Origin of the sequence: Rhodobacter sp. SY28-1, from assembly GCF_005222785.1 — a bacterium.
Taxonomy (GTDB): domain Bacteria; phylum Pseudomonadota; class Alphaproteobacteria; order Rhodobacterales; family Rhodobacteraceae; genus Tabrizicola.
The window spans coordinates 1,400,872-1,417,754 of record NZ_STGH01000001.1; the positions used below are offsets into that span (position 1 = coordinate 1,400,872).

20 protein-coding genes and 1 tRNA gene are annotated in these 16,883 nt (G+C 66.0%); 7 read left to right on the forward strand and 14 right to left on the reverse strand.

Annotated features, from left to right (window positions below; translation table 11 throughout):
• Positions 1-88 precede the first annotated feature (88 nt).
• Complete coding sequence (locus E8M84_RS06940; protein ID WP_137110413.1) at positions 89-781, reverse strand: HAD family hydrolase; 693 nt, start codon at positions 779-781, stop codon at positions 89-91.
• 25 nt (positions 782-806) lie between these two features.
• Positions 807-1,085: a DUF3572 domain-containing protein gene (locus E8M84_RS06945; protein ID WP_137110414.1), complete on the reverse strand. Its 279-nt coding sequence runs from the start codon at positions 1,083-1,085 to the stop codon at positions 807-809.
• Positions 1,086-1,261: 176 nt separating this feature from the next.
• Here E8M84_RS06945 and E8M84_RS06950 point away from each other — a divergent pair, with 176 nt between their 5' ends.
• Positions 1,262-2,650 carry a diguanylate cyclase gene (locus tag E8M84_RS06950; RefSeq protein ID WP_137110415.1) on the forward strand — a complete coding sequence of 463 codons (1,389 nt, stop codon included), beginning with the start codon at positions 1,262-1,264 and terminating at the stop codon, positions 2,648-2,650.
• Between the two features lie 30 nt (positions 2,651-2,680).
• On the opposite strand, the gene E8M84_RS06955 is transcribed toward E8M84_RS06950, so the two are convergent.
• From E8M84_RS06955 to E8M84_RS06970, 4 genes are read right to left on the reverse strand one after another with little or no spacing between them, the layout of a single operon-like run.
• Complete coding sequence (locus tag E8M84_RS06955) at positions 2,681-3,172, reverse strand: periplasmic heavy metal sensor (RefSeq protein WP_137110416.1); 492 nt, start codon at positions 3,170-3,172, stop codon at positions 2,681-2,683.
• Between the two features lie 5 nt (positions 3,173-3,177).
• The gene (locus E8M84_RS06960) at positions 3,178-3,516 is read right to left on the reverse strand and encodes a dihydroorotate dehydrogenase (protein WP_137110417.1); all 339 of its coding nucleotides are present in this window, start codon (positions 3,514-3,516) and stop codon (positions 3,178-3,180) included.
• A complete protein-coding gene (locus E8M84_RS06965; protein WP_137110418.1) occupies positions 3,506-4,114 on the reverse strand; it encodes an RNA polymerase sigma factor in 609 nt (202 codons plus the stop codon). The genes E8M84_RS06960 and E8M84_RS06965 overlap by 11 nt, the downstream gene beginning before the upstream one ends.
• A 41-nt stretch (positions 4,115-4,155) precedes the next feature.
• A complete protein-coding gene (locus E8M84_RS06970; protein WP_240790297.1) occupies positions 4,156-4,659 on the reverse strand; it encodes an EF-hand domain-containing protein in 504 nt (167 codons plus the stop codon).
• A gap of 203 nt (positions 4,660-4,862) precedes the next feature.
• Here E8M84_RS06970 and E8M84_RS06975 point away from each other — a divergent pair, with 203 nt between their 5' ends.
• Entirely contained in the window at positions 4,863-5,255 is a 393-nt protein-coding gene (locus tag E8M84_RS06975) for a DUF983 domain-containing protein (RefSeq protein WP_137110850.1), read from the forward strand.
• Positions 5,248-5,856 (forward strand): NUDIX hydrolase, encoded by a 609-nt coding sequence (locus E8M84_RS06980; RefSeq protein WP_137110419.1) that lies wholly within the window; start codon positions 5,248-5,250, stop codon positions 5,854-5,856. Before E8M84_RS06975 ends, E8M84_RS06980 begins: the two co-directional genes overlap by 8 nt.
• On the opposite strand, the gene E8M84_RS06985 is transcribed toward E8M84_RS06980, so the two are convergent.
• Entirely contained in the window at positions 5,776-6,768 is a 993-nt protein-coding gene (locus E8M84_RS06985; RefSeq protein WP_137110420.1) for a fatty acid desaturase, read from the reverse strand. The genes E8M84_RS06980 and E8M84_RS06985 overlap by 81 nt on opposite strands.
• A gap of 109 nt (positions 6,769-6,877) precedes the next feature.
• Between E8M84_RS06985 and E8M84_RS06990 the strand changes: the two genes are divergently transcribed.
• Positions 6,878-7,735 (forward strand): helix-turn-helix domain-containing protein, encoded by an 858-nt coding sequence (locus E8M84_RS06990; RefSeq protein ID WP_137110421.1) that lies wholly within the window; start codon positions 6,878-6,880, stop codon positions 7,733-7,735.
• A 6-nt stretch (positions 7,736-7,741) separates the two neighbouring features.
• Here E8M84_RS06990 and E8M84_RS06995 read toward each other — a convergent pair whose 3' ends face one another.
• Complete coding sequence (locus E8M84_RS06995; RefSeq protein ID WP_137110422.1) at positions 7,742-8,200, reverse strand: GNAT family N-acetyltransferase; 459 nt, start codon at positions 8,198-8,200, stop codon at positions 7,742-7,744.
• A 136-nt stretch (positions 8,201-8,336) separates the two neighbouring features.
• On the opposite strand from E8M84_RS06995, the gene E8M84_RS07000 reads away from it, so the two are divergent.
• The 3 genes from E8M84_RS07000 (at position 8,337) to E8M84_RS07010 (ending at position 11,701) form a co-directional block, all read left to right on the forward strand.
• Positions 8,337-10,064, forward strand: a complete 1,728-nt coding sequence (locus tag E8M84_RS07000; RefSeq protein ID WP_137110423.1) for a DUF4153 domain-containing protein — start codon at positions 8,337-8,339, stop codon at positions 10,062-10,064.
• A 71-nt stretch (positions 10,065-10,135) separates the two neighbouring features.
• Positions 10,136-10,711: a heme NO-binding domain-containing protein gene (locus E8M84_RS07005; RefSeq protein WP_170971865.1), complete on the forward strand. Its 576-nt coding sequence runs from the start codon at positions 10,136-10,138 to the stop codon at positions 10,709-10,711.
• Positions 10,712-10,714: 3 nt separating this feature from the next.
• Positions 10,715-11,701, forward strand: coding sequence for a diguanylate cyclase (locus E8M84_RS07010; protein WP_240790299.1), 987 nt, complete (start codon positions 10,715-10,717; stop codon positions 11,699-11,701).
• Positions 11,702-11,720: 19 nt separating this feature from the next.
• On the opposite strand, the gene E8M84_RS07015 is transcribed toward E8M84_RS07010, so the two are convergent.
• The 6 genes from E8M84_RS07015 to E8M84_RS07040 form a co-directional block, all read right to left on the reverse strand.
• Positions 11,721-12,761 (reverse strand): ABC transporter ATP-binding protein, encoded by a 1,041-nt coding sequence (locus tag E8M84_RS07015; RefSeq protein ID WP_137110425.1) that lies wholly within the window; start codon positions 12,759-12,761, stop codon positions 11,721-11,723.
• On the reverse strand, positions 12,758-13,564 hold the full coding sequence (locus E8M84_RS07020; RefSeq protein ID WP_137110426.1) for an ABC transporter permease: 807 nt from the start codon (positions 13,562-13,564) through the stop codon (positions 12,758-12,760). Before E8M84_RS07020 ends, E8M84_RS07015 begins: the two co-directional genes overlap by 4 nt.
• Positions 13,554-14,447: an ABC transporter permease gene (locus tag E8M84_RS07025; protein ID WP_240790300.1), complete on the reverse strand. Its 894-nt coding sequence runs from the start codon at positions 14,445-14,447 to the stop codon at positions 13,554-13,556. Before E8M84_RS07025 ends, E8M84_RS07020 begins: the two co-directional genes overlap by 11 nt.
• A gap of 126 nt (positions 14,448-14,573) precedes the next feature.
• Positions 14,574-15,788 (reverse strand): ABC transporter substrate-binding protein, encoded by a 1,215-nt coding sequence (locus E8M84_RS07030; protein ID WP_137110427.1) that lies wholly within the window; start codon positions 15,786-15,788, stop codon positions 14,574-14,576.
• Between the two features lie 92 nt (positions 15,789-15,880).
• Positions 15,881-15,955: transfer RNA gene (locus E8M84_RS07035), tRNA-Glu, on the reverse strand.
• Between the two features lie 43 nt (positions 15,956-15,998).
• Positions 15,999-16,799 (reverse strand): lytic murein transglycosylase, encoded by an 801-nt coding sequence (locus tag E8M84_RS07040; RefSeq protein ID WP_137110853.1) that lies wholly within the window; start codon positions 16,797-16,799, stop codon positions 15,999-16,001.
• Between the last annotated feature and the right edge of the window lie 84 nt (positions 16,800-16,883).

Below are 16,883 nucleotides of genomic sequence, written 5' to 3' on the forward strand. Positions count from 1 at the left end.
CTCATGTCCGAAGATGAGGAAGGGACGCGTCGGGCGTTACCGCGTTAGCGACAAAAATGCGTCGCATTTTGCATGTGACTGCGCAAGGTCAGCCAGAGAGGCTGGAAAGCCAGTCCGGGATCTCGCCAATATCACCCAAGACGACATCGGCATGGGGCGCAAGCTCGTCCCGTTTGGCGATCCCGGTCAGCACGGCGACGGTCCGCATTCCCGCCGCCCGACCCGCTTCCAGATCGTGGCGGCTGTCGCCGACCATCGCGACGCGGGCAGGGTCCAACTCCAGTTGGCGCGCAAAGGCGAGGCACATGCCCGGACCCGGTTTGGCACCATAGCCGGAATCATAGCCCGCGATGAAGTCGAAGCACTCGGTGATCCCGTGGTTCTGCAGATGCTGGCAGGCGGGCACTTCGGAATCGTTGGTCGCCACCCCGAGGCGCAGGCCGCGTGCGCGCAGGGCTGACATGAGCGGCAAGAGCGGCACCGCCTGAGACATCGGCGCCTGGGCGGCGCTGGCGTCGATCCGGTCGGTGAGTTCGACAACGCTTTGCCCCGGCAACTCGCTGGCGAGCGCGGCCGCAATGTCGGCGGCGGTTGCGGCGATCACCGGGCTGTCAGGCGCAAAGGTGCCGGTCACGGGATCGAAGCCGATTGCCTGCCCCAGCCGCGCTGCGTGCGCTGCGTCGCGTGCGATCTGGGCCAGGAACCCTTGCGCCCAACGCCCCCAACTGACCCGGAAGTCGAACAGCGTTCCATCCTTGTCGAACAACAGGCCGTCGATCATCGCAAGCTCATCCCGGAGACAGGGGTCAGGTCCAATAGGTGTCCGCCCCACCCGGCAACGCGATCCGCGCCGCCTGTGGAGCAGTGTAGGGATGACCGTGGCTGTCGCAGAAAGCAACCACCCATCGGTCGTCCTGCAGAAGGAAATCCAGCACGGCGCTCTGGAACTCGGGTTCTGCCGCGCGCGCCCGAAGATCGTCCAATCCGGCCCCGGTGGCAGTGAGGAAGGCCGGAAAGATGTCGTCCTGGGCAGCGATCCAGCCAAGGGCCTGCAGGGCCAGAACCTGGGCTGCTTCTGGCGACATCGTCTTTCCCCCTGTGAATGTATTCATCCTGACAGCCCTGATTGGGTCTGTTTCTTGTGCCTTTCTGTGTCACCCGGTCAGGAATTCCCTATCGGGCGAACCAGTGAAAGGAATTGTTAACCTTCTTGGCGTCAGACTGTCCTGCATCAGGGCGATGAACAAGACGGCAGTGGAAGATGAGCGCACGGATTCTCATCGTTGACGATATTGCAGCGAACCGGATCCTGCAGCAGGCGCGGTTGGCTGCGGCCTTCTATCAGACTGTGCTCGCGGCCGATGGGGCATCCTGTCTGAAGATTGCGCAGCGGGAACGTCCCGATCTTGTGCTGCTGGATCTGGGCCTGCCCGATATCTCGGGCCTTGAGGTGCTGCAGCGTTTGCGCCGCAATCCTGCTTGCCGCGACATTCCGGTAATCGCCCTGACATCGACCGGGGGAGCGGCGGAGCGGCTTGCGGCCTTTGCCGCCGGGGCCGATGACGTGATGGATCACCCCGCGAACGAACGTGTGCTGCTGGCGCGGCTGCGCAACCTGTTGCGTCTGAAAGCGGAAAGCGATTTTCCGGCGCCTGATGCGCTGGCCTTTCCGGGGCTTGCCGAGGCCCCCGCCGGGTTCGAGCCGCAGGGGACCATTGCGCTGGTCACTCCGCCGCATATGCCCGGCCAGGGTTTGCGCGATGCGCTTGCAGGGCAGTTGCGCGACCGTCTGGTCGTCCTGTCCCGGCGCGAGGCGTTGGCCGAGCTTGCGGCGGGCAAGGGCTGCACCGCAGTTCCGGAAGTATTCGTGCTGCAGGACGACGGTCGCAATCCGTCGTCAACCTTGCGGCTTCTGTCGGAACTCAAGAGCCATCAGGCGACCCGGCATGCCGCGGTCTGTGTCGTCGGTCCGGCGGGTGCGGGGGACGAGGCCGCGATGGCCTTTGACCTGGGCGCGGATGACGCGGTGGGCCCCGGGGTCACGGCGGAAGAACTGGTGCTGCGCACCCGCGGGCTTCTGCGCCGCAAGCGGCACTTCGACCAGTTGCGCGCCCGGATGCAGGACGGGCTGCGGCTGGCGATGCGCGATCCGCTGACGGGGCTTTACAATCGCCGATATGCGGTGCCGCAACTGGCGTCGATCGCCGATCGGGCGCGGGCCGAGGGGTCACCCTTTGCGGTCATGGTGATGGATCTTGACCGCTTCAAGCAGGTGAACGACGTGCATGGGCATGCGGCCGGGGATCAGGTGCTGGTCGAGGTGGCGCATCGCCTGACGGTCAACCTGCGTGAAACCGATGTTCTGGCCCGGATCGGAGGCGAGGAGTTTCTGGTCATCCTGCCGCGGACTGGCATGGCGATGGCCCGGCGGGTGGCCGAGCGGCTGTGCCAGATGATGGATGACCAGCCAATCCGGCTGGCGTCGGGCGAGGAGCTGCGGGTCACCGTCTCCATCGGCGTGGCGGTGGCGGGCACGGCGGGGGAGGAGAGCTTTGGCGTCGAGGGCCTGGTCGAGCAGGCGGACATTGCGCTGCTGGAATCGAAGGGTGCGGGGCGCAATCAGGTGACCTTCCGGCTGAGCGCGGCCTGACGCGGCGCGGCCTTGCCGACCGACCGGGGCCTAGTCCTTCGGGCGGTGGCGCAGGCCGCGTTCCAGGCGGTCGGCAAAGGCCTGGCGATCTTCCGGCGACATCTCGATCAGGCGGGTCTCGATCAGGCTGCGGCCGAGTTGCAGCCGTTCGGCATTGCGAGTCTCGATGGCGGCGAGGGCGGATTTCATCGCGTCGGGGTCGAAGGGGTCGGCGCGCAGGGCGGCGAGAAGGGTCTCGAACTCGGCGCGGGCGGCTTCGCGTGAGGTCCTGAACTCTCCCGCACGCTCCATCAGGCCCTTGCGCAGGGCGCGACGATCCTGATCGCTGAGTGCCTCGCTGAAGGGGCCAAAGGACATATCGCGGGGCATTCCCTTGCGCGGCCCGTCCCCAAGCCAGGCGCCAAGGACAAGGCCTGCGACGGCAAGGTTCAACGCGACCGACACGATCAGCGCGGGCTTCAGCCAGCGCGATCTGGTCGGGTCGGGTGAAACGGGCGCGGGGGGAGGGGTCTGGTCGGTCATCGTCGTCAGCCTTCGGTCGTCAGGAAATCGGCATCGGGGAAGAACTCTGCCGCATCGGCGGTCGAGCCGGTCAGATAGTCCAGTGTCGTCGGGCTGAGATAGCCGAGCACCACGCCGAACACCGCTGCAGTCCCAAGCCCGGCTAGGGCGGGTCCGCCGCCGAGGGCCTGGAGGAACCGGGTCAGGCGGCCAGTGCGGGCGGGGGCCGGGGCAGGGTGCAAGGCGGCGGGCTGTGGTTGCAGCGCCAGCGCATCGGCCAGCACCCGTTGCATCAGGGCTTCGGACGGGGCGGGGGTCGCCTTTGCCGCTGCCGCCAGCAGGTGGTCGAGGTCATCATCCTGCATGACTGTCATCCTCATATCCAAGGGCCGCTTTCCGGCCCGCCAGAACTGCCGCCAGCGCGCGCTTGCCGCGTGCCGTCAGGCTTTCCACCGCTTCGACCCCGATCTCCATGATCGCGGCGATTTCGGGGTTCGTCATCCCTTCCAGATGCCGCAGGATCACTGCCTGCCGTTGCCGGTCGGGGAGTTCGGCCAGCGCCGCCTCAAGCGCGGCCATCCGGCCTGCGTCCTGCATCCGGTCCTCGGCCCCTTGCGCGCCGTCGGCGATCTCGGGGGCGTCGTCCAGCGCCATCTGCCGCTTGCGGCCCTTGGCGCGCTGCCGGTCGATGCAGAGGTTGGTGGCGACCCGATAGGCCCAGGTCGTCACCTTTGTCTCGCCCTGCCGCCACTGCGGGGCGACCTTCCACAGTCGCAGCATGGTTTCCTGCGCCACATCCTCGGCCTCGGCCCGGTCGCCGGACAGAAGCCGCGCGGCATAGGCCAGGACGCGTGGGGTGACGCGCTGGGTCAAGGCCAGCGCCGCGTGACGGTCTCCATTGGCATAGAGCACCATCAGCGCCTCATCCGAGGTATCACCGCCTGCATCGAAGGCCATCGTCATCCTGCGTCTGGTCTAACCCGGCACCAGCCGGGAGCAAAGCGTCAGTTGTCGTCGTGACCCATCATGTGACGGCGGCCTTCGCGGCGTTTGCCCATCCTTTCGGCGACGGCCTGGGCTTCCTCTTTCGAGATCGCGCCGTCGTTGTCGGTGTCGATCCGGGCAAAATGCTCGGCCATCGGGCCTTCGCCCATTTCCTCGACCGACAGGCTGCCGTTGCCGTCGTCGTCCATGTTCTCGATCATCTGGGCACTGCGTCGGGCCAGCATCTCGGCCAGCATCTTCGCTTGCAGTTCCTCGGCGCTGAGTGCGCCATCGCCGTTGGTGTCGGCGGCGGCAAACTCGGCGGCCCGGTGCGCGGCAAGTTCGTCCTGCGTGATCTTGCCGTCCTTGTCGGCGTCGATGGTATCGAACATTTCCAGCATCATCGGCCCGCGGCCGTCATGGCCGCCCATGCCACCCATCCCGCGTTCGGCCAGCGCAGCCGAGCCCAAGGCCGCCCCCATCAGGGCAAGCACGGCAACGGCGGTCTTCTTCGAAGCAGTCATCTTCTCTCTCCGGTTTCGGGTCGCCTGTCGACCCTTCTGCCCATTCACACGACCGGGCCGCGAGTTTCCGTCGCGGATATGGGCAGCAAATTGCGACACGCGGACACAGGGCCGTCTTTCCCCTGTGATCGCACGACGGCCCGCGCTATGGTCCGTGTCGCCCGGACGCCCGGATCGGGCGCACAGGACGCGACCCGATGACCATGACCGACACGACCGAACCCGAAGACCGCCCGTGGAAGCCTGCCGTGATGCGGGGCTGGCGGCGGCGCTGCCCGCAATGCGGGGCGGGGCCGATGCTGCGCGGCTACCTCAAGGTGCGCGACGCCTGCCCGGTCTGCGGCGAGGAGTTGCACCACCACCGCGCCGACGATGGCCCGGCCTATCTGACGATCCTGATCGTCGGCCACCTGCTGGCGCCGATCCTTCTGTTCACCTTCACCAAGTTCCGTCCCGAGCCCTTGGTGATGGCGGTGGGGTTCACCATCGGAACCGTGGCGCTGTCGCTATACCTTCTGCCCCGGTTGAAGGGGGCGCTGGTCGCGCTGCAATGGGCAAACCGCATGCACGGCTTCGGCTCGACCCCGCATGACTGAACCGATCCGCGCTGCCGCGACCGTTGTCCTTTGGCGGGAAAGCCCCGACGGTCCGCAGGTTCTGATGGGTCAACGCGGCGAAGGGGCGGTCTTCATGCCCTCCAAGTTCGTGTTTCCCGGCGGTCGTGTCGATCCTGAGGACGCGGCTGCGGGCCGCTCGGGCTTTCTGTCCTCGGACTGCGCCCGTCGCCTGATGCTGACGGTCCCGGCCGATGCTCCGGCGCCTGAAACGCTGGTTGCTACTGCGTTGCGCGAACTCACTGAGGAAACCGGGCTGAACCTGGCGGGGATGGAGCATCCTTCGCTGCGATTCGTCTTCCGCGCGATCACTCCCCCAGGCCGCACGCGCCGCTTCGATGCGCGCTTCCTTCTCGCGCATGCCGACAGTCTGGACGACAACCGCGAGGATTTCGCCCTTGCTTCGGGCGAGCTTCAGCACCTGCGCTGGCTTCCCCTGCCCGAGGCGCGGGCGCTGGACCTGCCCTTCATCACCGAGGTGGTGCTGGCCGAGGTCGCCGCGCTAGTGGCGGGCCACGACCAACCCGGCGTGCCGTTCTTCGACAATTCCGGCACCACCCCGCAGTTCCGCCGGCTGGTCTGACATCGCCCCGCCCTTGTCGACCGGGAAGACCGGGTGCGGCACCGGGTCCTTGGCGCGGAAGAGGTGCTGGCGGAAGATCTCGATGTAATTGCGGTACTGGTAGCCATCGTTCCGCCGCAAGTAATGGTCGCGGTTGCCGAAGTAGAGTGCGGGCAGTTTGTACCAGGCGACGCCGGGATGCATGTGGTGGACCACATGGAAATTGTTGTTCAGGAACAGCAAGGACAGCGGCCCCCGGCTTTCGATCACCACGGTCCGCGCCCTGGCGGCCTCATGCGCGCGGTGTTCGAGGTAAGTGCGGATCTTCAGAAGGCTCCAGCCCAGATAGGCCGCCAGGAGATAGGCCCAGCCGGGCATCGCACCGACCCATTGCAGCCAGGCCCAGACCAGCACCAGTCCTGCGAGGTGAAGGGCCCAGGCCAGCCAGACCCGCCGGTCGCCCTTGCGCATCGCGGCGAGGTCACCCTTGGCCAGGGCCCAGATCGAGATTGCGGGGCCAACCAGCATGCGGCCGAAGAGCGTGTTGTTGAACCGCAGTAGCCCCTTCGCCGGCCCGGACAGCCGCGCCCAGACAGCGGGGTCGAGATAGTTCGATTCCGGGTCGTCATAGGGATCGGTCAGAGCCGGGTCGAAATGGTGCTGCAGGTGCAGGTCCTTGAAGCGCAGGTAGGGGACAAAGACCGTAAGGCCGGGAAAGACCAGCGCCTCAGACAGGGTCTGCGACCGGAACGGGTGGCCGTGCAGGACCTCGTGCGTAAGTGAGGAGTACTGGCCGATGGCCAACGCGGCGGCGAGAATGGCGAGGGTGGGAGAGAAGGTCCAGAGGACGGTGGTTGCCAGGGCCCAGAGGCCGTAGGTTGCCGCGAAGACGATCAGGGTGGGCCATTCGACGGCCCGGGCTTCGGTCTGCAAGATGGGTCCCGTTTCGAGTAACGTTTGTGTGACGGTAACAAGTCCGCTCTCTGCCGTGTATTCGGGATATTGTAAACTCGATCCAGCACATGTTCTGGAAGGTCATCACATGTTGGATAAAGTCGACAAACGTGACCGTGCCCAGTTGTTTCGCCAGCGCCTGGCCGAGGCGATGGCCACCCGCAAGGTCAGCCAGTCCGCCCTGGCGCGGTCCTGCGGGGTGGACCGCTCGACGATCTCGGCCCTTCTGCAGGATGGCACACGTCTGCCCAACGCCCAGCTTGCGGCCGATTGCGCGCGGGCGCTGGGGATCAGTGCGGACTGGCTGCTGGGTCTCTCCGGGCGTCCGGAATCGATTGCCGATCTGCTGGCGGCCTCGCTTAGCCTGACCGAGGCACCGCGCGCGCTGATCGACGAACGCATCTTCGGCTGGCACCAGGAAGCTGCGGGCTACAAGATCCGTCATGTTCCGGCGACACTGCCCGACATGCTGAAGACCCGGGAAGTGGTTGAATGGGAATACGAGCCACAGCTTGGCCGCACGGCGGAACAGGCGATCGGTGCGTTCGAGGACCGGCTGCAGTGGATGCGGGGCGCGGGGTCGGACTACGAGATCGCGCTGCCGGTCCACGAACTGACGGCCTTCGCCACGGCTTCGGGCTATTACGAGGGCATCTCGGCCGAGATCCGGTTGCAGCAATTGCGCCACCTGATTGCACTGTGCGACCAGCTCTACCCCTCGCTGCGGGTCTGCCTGTTCGACGCTCGGAAGCTTTTCTCGGCGCCGGTCACCATTTTTGGCCCCCTCCTGGCGGTGATCTACCTGGGGCGCCACTACCTTGCGTTCCGTGACAGCGCCCGGATCGAGACGATCAGCCAGCACTTCGACTTTCTGGTCCGCGAGGCCGAAATCGGTGCGCGGGACATGTCGGCGCACCTGCGGGCACTTTGCGACCGGGTGCGGTAGTGAGGCCTAAAGCGTGCGGTTGTAGCGGATAAAGGGGGTGACCTTGGCGATCCGGTCGTAGAGCTGCCGGGCCGTCGTGTTGAAATCCTGCGTCAGCCAGTAGACCGCAGGGGCACCCGCCGCATCGGCGCGGGCATAGACCGCCTCGATCAGGGCGCGCCCCAGACCAAGGCCACGGGCCTCGGGGGCGACATAAAGGTCTTGCAGATAGCAGACCTCTTCGATCTTCCAGGCGTGGCGGTGAAAGAGGAAATGGGTCAGGCCCAAGAGCCTGCCGTCGACCTCGGCCACCAGGGCGCTGAAGTCGCGGGGATCGTCCCCGAGAAGCCGCGCGAAGGTCGAGGCATAGACGGCCTCGGGCACCTCGGTCTGGTAGAACCGCAGATAGTCGGTCCAGAGCTGGCGCCAACCGGCCTCGTCCGAGGCTTGCAGAGGGCGGATCTGCGGGGAAGTCTGGGGGGGCATGCGGGTTCCTTCCGTTGCTCTCCCAAGTCTGGACCGCTGCATAACACTTGGCAACTGGACGGAAATCCTGACTATGCGGCGACGGTGCCGGACCCGCTATGCTGGACGGTGACCGGGGCAGCCAAGGGAGCATCGGATGACAGGCCAGATCGCCGCGCGAACGCAGCTCGCCATCGCGGGGGGCTTGGGCGGATTCCTGGTCTGGACGCTGGTCGAGGCGCTGGATCGCGACTGGATCGGGGAGTATCCGGCGCTGATCCTGGGCGGGGCGGTTGTGACGCTGTTCGGGGCGCTTTTGGGCATGGCCGGGCCAATCGGACTTGGCCGGGCCCTGCCGCGGGCCGCAGGACTTGCGGTGGTGGTCGCTGGGCTGATCGCGCTGACCATGCTGCGCTATGCCAGTCCGGATGACTTTGTGCAGGCCGGGCTTCCGGTGCTGGCGGTCCTGGCGGTGGCGACCTTGCCGGTGCCGTTCCTGATCGCCGGGGCAAAGTCCGGCTGGCGGGACTATGCGGCGCTGTTTCTGGAAGCCTGGTCGGTCGCGCTGCGCTTTGCGGCCGCCGGGGCCTTCACCGGGCTGGTCTGGCTGGTGATCTTCCTGTCCGACGAGGTGCTGAACATCGTCGGCATCGACGTGATCCGTCGGCTTCTGGACAACGAGGTGGTGCCTTTGGTCCTTTCGGGCGCGGTGCTGGGCCTGGGGATGGCGGTGATCCACGACCTTGCGGACCTGTTGTCACCCTATGTCGTCCTACGCCTGTTCCGGCTGTTCCTGCCGGTCGTTCTTGGCGTCATGGTCGTCTTTCTGGTGGCGCTGCCGTTCCGGGGTCTGGACGGATTGGCCGGAGGCCTGTCACCGGCGCTTCTTCTTCTGACCATGGTGGCCGGGGGAATTTCGCTGGTGTCGATCGCGGTCGACCAGTCGGATGCGGATGCCACGGACAGTCCGCTCTTGCGCCGCTCGGCCCAAGGCATGGCGCTGCTTTTGCCCCTGGTTGCGGGGCTGGCGCTGTGGGCGATCTGGCTGCGGGTGGCGGATCGCGGCTGGTCGCCCGACCGGGTGTTCGTCGTCCTGATCGCCGGGATCGGGGTGGCCTACGGGGTGGTCTATGCGCAGGCCGTCCTGCGTCGTGGCCTTTGGATGGAGCGGATCCGGCAGGGCAACATCATCATGGCGCTGGTGGTGATCGGGCTGGCGGCGCTGTGGCTGACCCCGGTGCTGAATGCGGAACGCATCTCGGCGCAGGACCAGCTGGCGCGGTTCACGGCAGGCACGACCCCGGTTGAGGCACTGGACATCTATGCGCTGCGAGACTGGGGAAAGCCAGGTGCAGAGGTGATGGCCGTGCTGGAGGCCCTTGCCAAAGAGCCGGGGCAAGAGGCGCTGGCGGCGCGTCTTGCGGGCGAGGCCCCGGCAAGCGGGGTGGATCGGGATGAGCTTCTTGCCGGTCTGCGGGCCGCGATGCCAGTGCAGCCCGCAACGGCGACCGGCACTCGCGACACGCTGTTTGACGTGACCGACGACTACATGCTGGAAGACTGGAAGCGGGTTTGTGAAGCGCGGCTCTCTTCCGACCAGCCGTCCTGCCTGATGGTGGTGGCGGACCTGATGCCCACCATGCCAGGCGAGGAGGCGATGCTCTTCCTGCAGCGCAGCGTCGACTATGTCGAGATTTCCGGGCTGTATCTGGGCCCGGACGGCTATGTGCGCGTGCGCGGCACGACTCGGCCGGACGGCAATGTCTTCTCGGCCCCGGATGCGCTTGCGCTGATGCGCGCGTATCTGGACACGCCTCCGCCCGTGACCGCCGCGATGCTGAACCAGCTGGGTACGGGCGACACGGGACTGATTATCCTGCCGTGACCCGGTGCAGATGAAGAGTTCGTTAAGAAATGCAGGTTAGGCTTGCCGCAGAACCATTGACGGGGTCCGGAATGGACGCGCTGCTGTTGCGATCCTTGCAGACTTATGTGCTTGGGACCTTCGGGTCTGCCAAATGGCAGGAAGTCTGTTCGCTTGCCGATCACCCGAGCCAGATGTTCGAACCCATGCTGCACTATAGTCCCGGGCTGGCCGACCGGGTGGGCGACATCGTCTCGCGCGTGCTGGGGCGGCCGGTCGAAGCGATCTGGGAAGACGTCGGCACCTATCTGGTGACGAACCCGGACCGCGACGGGATCCGCCGGTTGCTGCGCTTTGGCGGCGTGTCGTTCAGTGATTTCCTGCACTCGCTTGAAGAACTTCCCGCCCGCGCGAAGCTGGCCCTGCCGGACCTTGATCCACCCGAGGTTCTTCTGGATGAGGTCGGGCCGGATCGGTTCGAGTTGCGCTGTCGGTCGCACATCCGGGGGATTCAGCGGGTCGTGATGGGGGTCGTGACCGCGATGGCGGACGATTACGGGGCCCTGTGTCTGATCGATACGGGTGCGGACGACTGCATCACGATCGCGGTGCTGGACAGTCGTCACGCCACGGCGAAGGCCTTCGATCTTGCCATGCCCGAGGTCTGAGCCATGCATGCCGACCTTTCCAGGTTCCGCCTGAAGCTGGACATCATGACGCTGGCGCGGTTCATGCCCATGCACCTGTTGCTGGATGCCGATGGCTGCGCGTTGAGTTTCGGACCGACACTCGCACAGGTCCTGCAGGGCGATGCAAAGCTGGGGGCCCGGTTCGAGGACATGTTCGAGGTGCGCGCGCCCGGCGGCGCGGTCACCATCGACGATGTGCTGGCCCGGGCGGGGAACCGCTTTCGCATCGCGCCGCGTAACGGCTTGGTCTCTGGCCTGCGGGGCCATGGCCAGCGCCTTCCGGGAGACGGGCGCATCCTTCTGAACATGACCTTCATCGACCTGATCGCCGCCACCCGCAGCCTTGCCTTGTCGGACTCCGACTTCGCGGCCTCGGAACTTGTGCGCGAGGTCCTGTTTCTGGCTGAGGCGAACGCTTCGGTCACCAGCGAGTTGCGGGGGCTGAACCTGCGGCTGGAAGGCGCACGGGTGGCAGCGGTGGAAGAGGCGATGACCGATCCGTTGACCGGGCTGCGCAATCGCCGGGCCTTTGATCTGGTGCTGGAACGGCTTTGCGCGGCGCGGGCGAACTTTGGGTTGATGCATCTGGACCTGGACTACTTCAAGGCGGTGAACGACACACTGGGCCATGCGGCGGGGGACTTCGTTCTGGAAAACGTGGGCCGAATCCTGCGCGACCAGCTGCGGACCGAAGATTGTGCCGCCCGGATCGGGGGGGATGAATTCGTGATGATCGTGGCGGGGCGCAGCGATCCGCGCTCGATGATGACCATCGCCAACCGCATCATCGCAAAGATCCGCGAGCCGATGATGTTCGAGGGCCAGGTTGCCCAGGTCTCGGCCAGTATCGGGATCGTGCGGTCGCTGAACTGCAAGGATTCGAACGCATCGCATATGATCGCTGCGGCCGACCGGGCGCTTTACGCCGCAAAGCATGCAGGGCGCGGCCTGGCAATTCTGCACGACTGACGCGGCGACCGACCCGGTATCAGGCGTCGGGCGGCAAAAGCCAAAGCGCCTCGGGCGGCAGGGAAACCTGCACCTCTGTCCCCGGGCCAAGCGTGCGGGCGGTGTCCGGGGTCACCAGCGCTTGCAGAGGCACGCCCATGAGGTCGAGATCGACCCGTGTCAGGCTGCCAAGAAACGATAGTGCGACGATCTGGGCGGCCCGGGGGTTCGGACCTTCGCCAAACCGCAGGGCCTCTGGTCGGATCGTCAGGACGCCCGGACCCTCGGGCAGACCGGGCGGCAGGGTCAGCGTGCCAAGGGCGCCGTCGAAGATCCCCGCCCGTGCCGTCCCCGGTATGAAGTTCACCCCGCCGAAGAAGCGGGCGACGGCCATCGTTGCGGGGCGGCCGTAGAAGGCCTGGGGCGAGTCGTACTGGGCAAGCCTGCCGTCGAGCAGAAGGGCAATCCGGTCTGCCAAGGCAACGGCTTCGGTCTGGTCATGGGTGACGACAATGGTGGTGATCCCCGTCTCGCGCTGCAGCGCGCGGATCAACTGGCGCATCTCGTCGCGCAGGCCCGGGTCCAGGCTGGACAGGGGCTCATCCAGCAGGAGGACCTCGGGGCGCAGGATCAGCGCCCGGGCGAGGGCCGCGCGCTGCGCCTGGCCACCGGACAGTTGCGCGGGCTTGCGCTGGGCAAGATCGGTCAGGCGGACACGCTCCAGCATCTCGGCGACGCTGGCGGCGATCCGGTCCGAGGCCAGCCCGCGCATCCGCAGGCCAAAACCCACGTTGCCCGCGACGGTCAGGTGGGGAAACAGAAGCGGGTTCTGGAACACCATCGCCACGCCGCGCCGTTCCGGAGGTAGGTCGCGGATGCTGCGGTCCCCAAGCCGGATGTCGCCCGAGTCGGGTGCGATCAGTCCGGCGATCAGCTTCATCGTCGTGGTCTTGCCCGATCCGGACGGCCCAAGCAAGGCGGTCAGACTGCCGCTTTCGACCGCAAGGCTCAGCCCATGCAGCGCGGCCTGGCCGGCGACAGCGTAGGACTTGCGCAGCTGGTCCAGGACAAGCGCGGTCATGGCCGCAACCCTATGGCCAATGCGGCGCCGCGCCCGGTGATCTGACGGGCGGTCAGGAGGATCACCAGCAGGCCGGGGAGGATGTAGAGAAGGGCGATCGCCCCGGTGATGTCGTTCCGTCCGGCACTGGAAAAGCCGAACAGGAGGAGCGGCAGCGTCTGCACCCGTCCCCCGCCGATGGCGAGGGTCAGAAGGTACTGTGACCAGGACACGAGGAAAGCGAAAAGCGCGGCGGTCATCAGCCCGGGCAGGATTGCGGGCAGGGTCACGTTGCGGAAGGTCTGCCACGCGGTAGCGCCAAGGCAGCGCGCCTGGGCTTCGAAATCCGGATCGAGGCGCGAGAAGACGGCCGCCATGACCAGCACCATATAGGGCAGGACCGGGATCAGATGCGCAAGGATCACGCCCGGCACCGTGCCCACCAGCCCAAGCCGCAGGAAGATGCCGTGCAGGCCGAAGACCACGGCGATGCCCGGCAGGAAGGCGGGGGCGAGCAAGAGGAGAGTCACAAGCCCCTTGCCACGAAAGCGGTACTGCCCCAGCGCCCGCCCGGCCGGAATCCCGACCAGCGCGGCAAGAATGGTGGTTGCCAGCGCAATGCCTGTCGTCACGCCCAGGCTTTGCAGCACGCCCGACCGAGGCCCCAGCGCGTAGGACCAGGCTTTCAGCGACCAGACCTGCGGCAAGAGGTCGGGAAAGCGCCAGCCATGGGCAAATGACCAGATCGCCAGCGGCAGAAGCGGCAGGATCAGAAAGCTGGCCAAGGCAAGGGCGGCAAGCAGCCGCAACCGGTCAGGGCGCATCCCGGTCCCCTGCGATCAGGCCGCGCGCGACCAGGGCAAGAAGGGCCAGACCGACGACCGCAATCACGATGGCCATCGCCATGGCCTCGGGCCGGGTTGCAAGGTCGGTGTCGGTCCAGGCCTGCCAGGCGAGGACCGGCAGCGCCTTCGGGGCATGCTGGCCCAGGACCAGCGGCACTTCGTAGGCGCCGAAGGCAAAGGCGAAGACCAGGGCCGAGGACGCGGCCAGACCGGGCAGGATCATCGGCAGAAGGACATGGCGGAAGGCCTGCCAGCGCGAAGCACCCAGCGAGCGGGCGACGGCTTCGTGATCTTCGCCCAGGGTCTGCAGGTTGGCGAGGAGGATCAGGGTGATGAAGGGCAGTTCCTTCCAGACGTAGAGGAGGATGATCCCGATGGCGTAGGGATCATGGGTCAGGACCGGAAACTCGGCCGGGGTGGCGATCAGGCCCGCAGCGTGGGCAAGGCGCGCAAAGCTGCCGGATTGCGAGACGAGGTAGAGGATGCCGATCGCGCCGACGATGTGCGGGACCGTCAGGTTCAGCTGGACCAGGAACGACACGACGGCGCGGCCGGGGAAGGTCTGGCGAAGGAGAAGGGCGGCGCCAATCGCGAGGGAGGCTGCAAGGATGGTCGATGCACCGGCGATCCAGAGCGAGAGGGCGAGCGACTTCAGGAAATCCGGCGTGGTCAGGATCGCGACATAGGCGGCCAGGTCAGGCTCGGTCAGGCCAAGCGCGGGCATGTAGCGGAACGACCGCAACAGCGTCAGGCCCAATCCGGCAAGAAACAGCCCGCCCAGCAGCAGAAGCGCGGGCGCTAGCAGAAGGGCAAGGCGGGTGCGGTCGGTCAGCTCTGGGCCTTTCGCGGCAAGGTCCGGCAAGCTTGCGTCAAGGCGGTGGTGCGGGCAAGCGGGGGCTCGTCGGGGACTGCGTCCCGCCTCGCAGGCCTTTGGTCGCTGCCGCGTCTCCTCGTCGGCGACGAGGAGACGCAGTCGAACGAGGAGCGGTCAGTTGCCGACGTTCTCGGCCCAGCCCTTCTCGATCGCGGTCAGCCAGTCGGCCTGCAGCTCGGGCAGCGCGGCTTTCGCCAGTTCGGCGGCAGGGATCACCGAGGGATGCGTCTTGATCGCGGCAAAGCCGTCCTGCACCTCGGGCGTGGTGCGGCCGATCTCGATGGCGGGGGCGGCCCCCCACACCTCGGTCTTGGCCTTTTCCAGCTGTGCTTCGCCCGACAGAAGCAGGTTTTGCACGACCATCGCAGCCGCCTTGTTCGGCGAATTGAACGGGATCAGCGTGTAGTTGGTGTTGCCGATTGTGCCGTCCGCAAGCCCGAAGGAGCGGGTCGTTTCGGCATAGGTCCCGGCGTCGACGGCCAGTCCGAACTGCGCGGGGTCGTAGTTGAAGGTAAAAGCGACCTCGCCATTGGCGAACAACTCGTTCAGCTGGGTGACGGTGGTGGGATAGGTGGCACCCTCGCGCCAGAGGAAGGGCTCGATCTCGTTCAGGATCGCCCAGGTCTTCGCGGCGGTTTTGTCGAACTTCGCCTGATCGAAGGGGCCGAGAAGGCTGTCCGGCCCGCCTGCAGCATGGATGAAGACGTGGCGCAGGAAGGCGCTGCCGGTAAAGTCGGGTGGGGCGGGATAGGTGAAGCGGCCCGGGTTGGCCTTGATCCAGGCGATCAGCCCGGCCATGTCGGCGGGCGGTTCTGCGACTGCGGCTGTATCATGTGCAAAGGCGAACTGAACGGTGTTCCATGGCACTTCGCAGCCATCCACTGGGACACCGAAGTCATTGGCGATGGCAGGGTTGTCCCAGTTCACGAGGGCATCGTTGGGCAGAAGCCCGGTATAGCCGCAGAAGGCCAGATCGCCCTGCTTCATCGACCGGAAATTCTCACCATTGATCCAGATGAGGTCGACGGTCCCGGCATCGGTCACGCCCGCCTCTTTCTCGGACAGGATCAGGTTCACGATCTCGGCCGCGTCGGTGATCGGGACGCGGTTCAGCGTGATGTCGTAGTCGGCCTTCAGACGGCCAGCCACATAGTCTGAGACATAAGAATTGATGTTGTCGGCCCCGCCCCACATGAACCAGTTCACCGTGCCGCCGCGCGCCTGTTCCACGACCTCATCCCAGGTCATCGCCTTCAGCGCATCGCCGTCGGCGGTGTCGGCCAGGGCGGCGGTGGACAGAAGAAGAAGGGCGGCGAGGCTGCGAAACATGATGGTTCCCGGACAAATTGCAGGCTTATCAAACCCATCGATCCGGCAATTGCCAGTCACATGCCCGTTGGCCGTCTGTAACAGTGGGAGAGTGGCAGCCCGTAGGGGAGTCGAACCCCTCTTACCTGGTTGAAAACCAGGTGTCCTAACCGATAGACGAACGGGCCACTACCGCGCCTGTTACCGGCAGGCGCGGGCGGGTGCAAGGGGTCAGCCGTCGATCTTGGCGCCCATGATGGCGATGGCCTGCTGGTAGACCTTGGCCGCGTTCCATTCTCGGATCACGGCAAAGTTCGGCTCGCCCTCCTGGTAACCCTTGCCGGGTTTCCAGCCCTTCTTCTTCAGGTAGTTGGCAGTGGTCGCCAGCGCATCGGCCTGATTGTAGAGGTCCACCACCCCGTCGCCATTGCCGTCCACCCCGTAGGTATAGGCATTGCCGGGCAGGAACTGCGTATGGCCAAGCTCGCCATGCTTGGCGCCGACGGTGTTGGCCGAGATCATTCCCTTGTCGACCATCTTCAGAGCCCCGATCAGGTGCGGGCGGAAGAAGTCGGATCGGCGGCAGTCATAGGTCAGGGTGGCGATGGCCGAGACGACATTGGTGTCGCCCATGAAGCCGCCAAAGCCCGTCTCCATTCCGTGGATCGCGAGCAGCACGCCCGCTGGAACGCCATAGGCCCTTTCGAGACTGGCGTAGAAATCGCCGTTCTTGGCCTTGCGGCTGCGGCCTTGGGCAACGATGGTATCGGCCCCGCGGACGTTCAGGAACTTCTCAAGGCTGTATTTGAAGCTTTTCTGGTTCCGGTCCGCCCCGATGGTGGCCTTGGAGTACGAGGTCGCCATCAAGGCGTCGATCCCACGCTTGCCTACCCCTTCCGCCTTCGCCTCGGCGGCCATTTCGGATTTCCAGCTTTCATACTGGCCACCGGTGTCGCTGCAGGAGGCAGCATTGGCGGCAAATGGCAAGGACAACAGCAGGGCAACAAAAGAAGCACGCGGCAACAGCTTCACGTCAGACACCTTCCTTGGGAATTTTAGCCAGTCTAATCAGCATGCGGAAACAATCAAGCGGGTCGCAAAGACCTGTGACGCCGA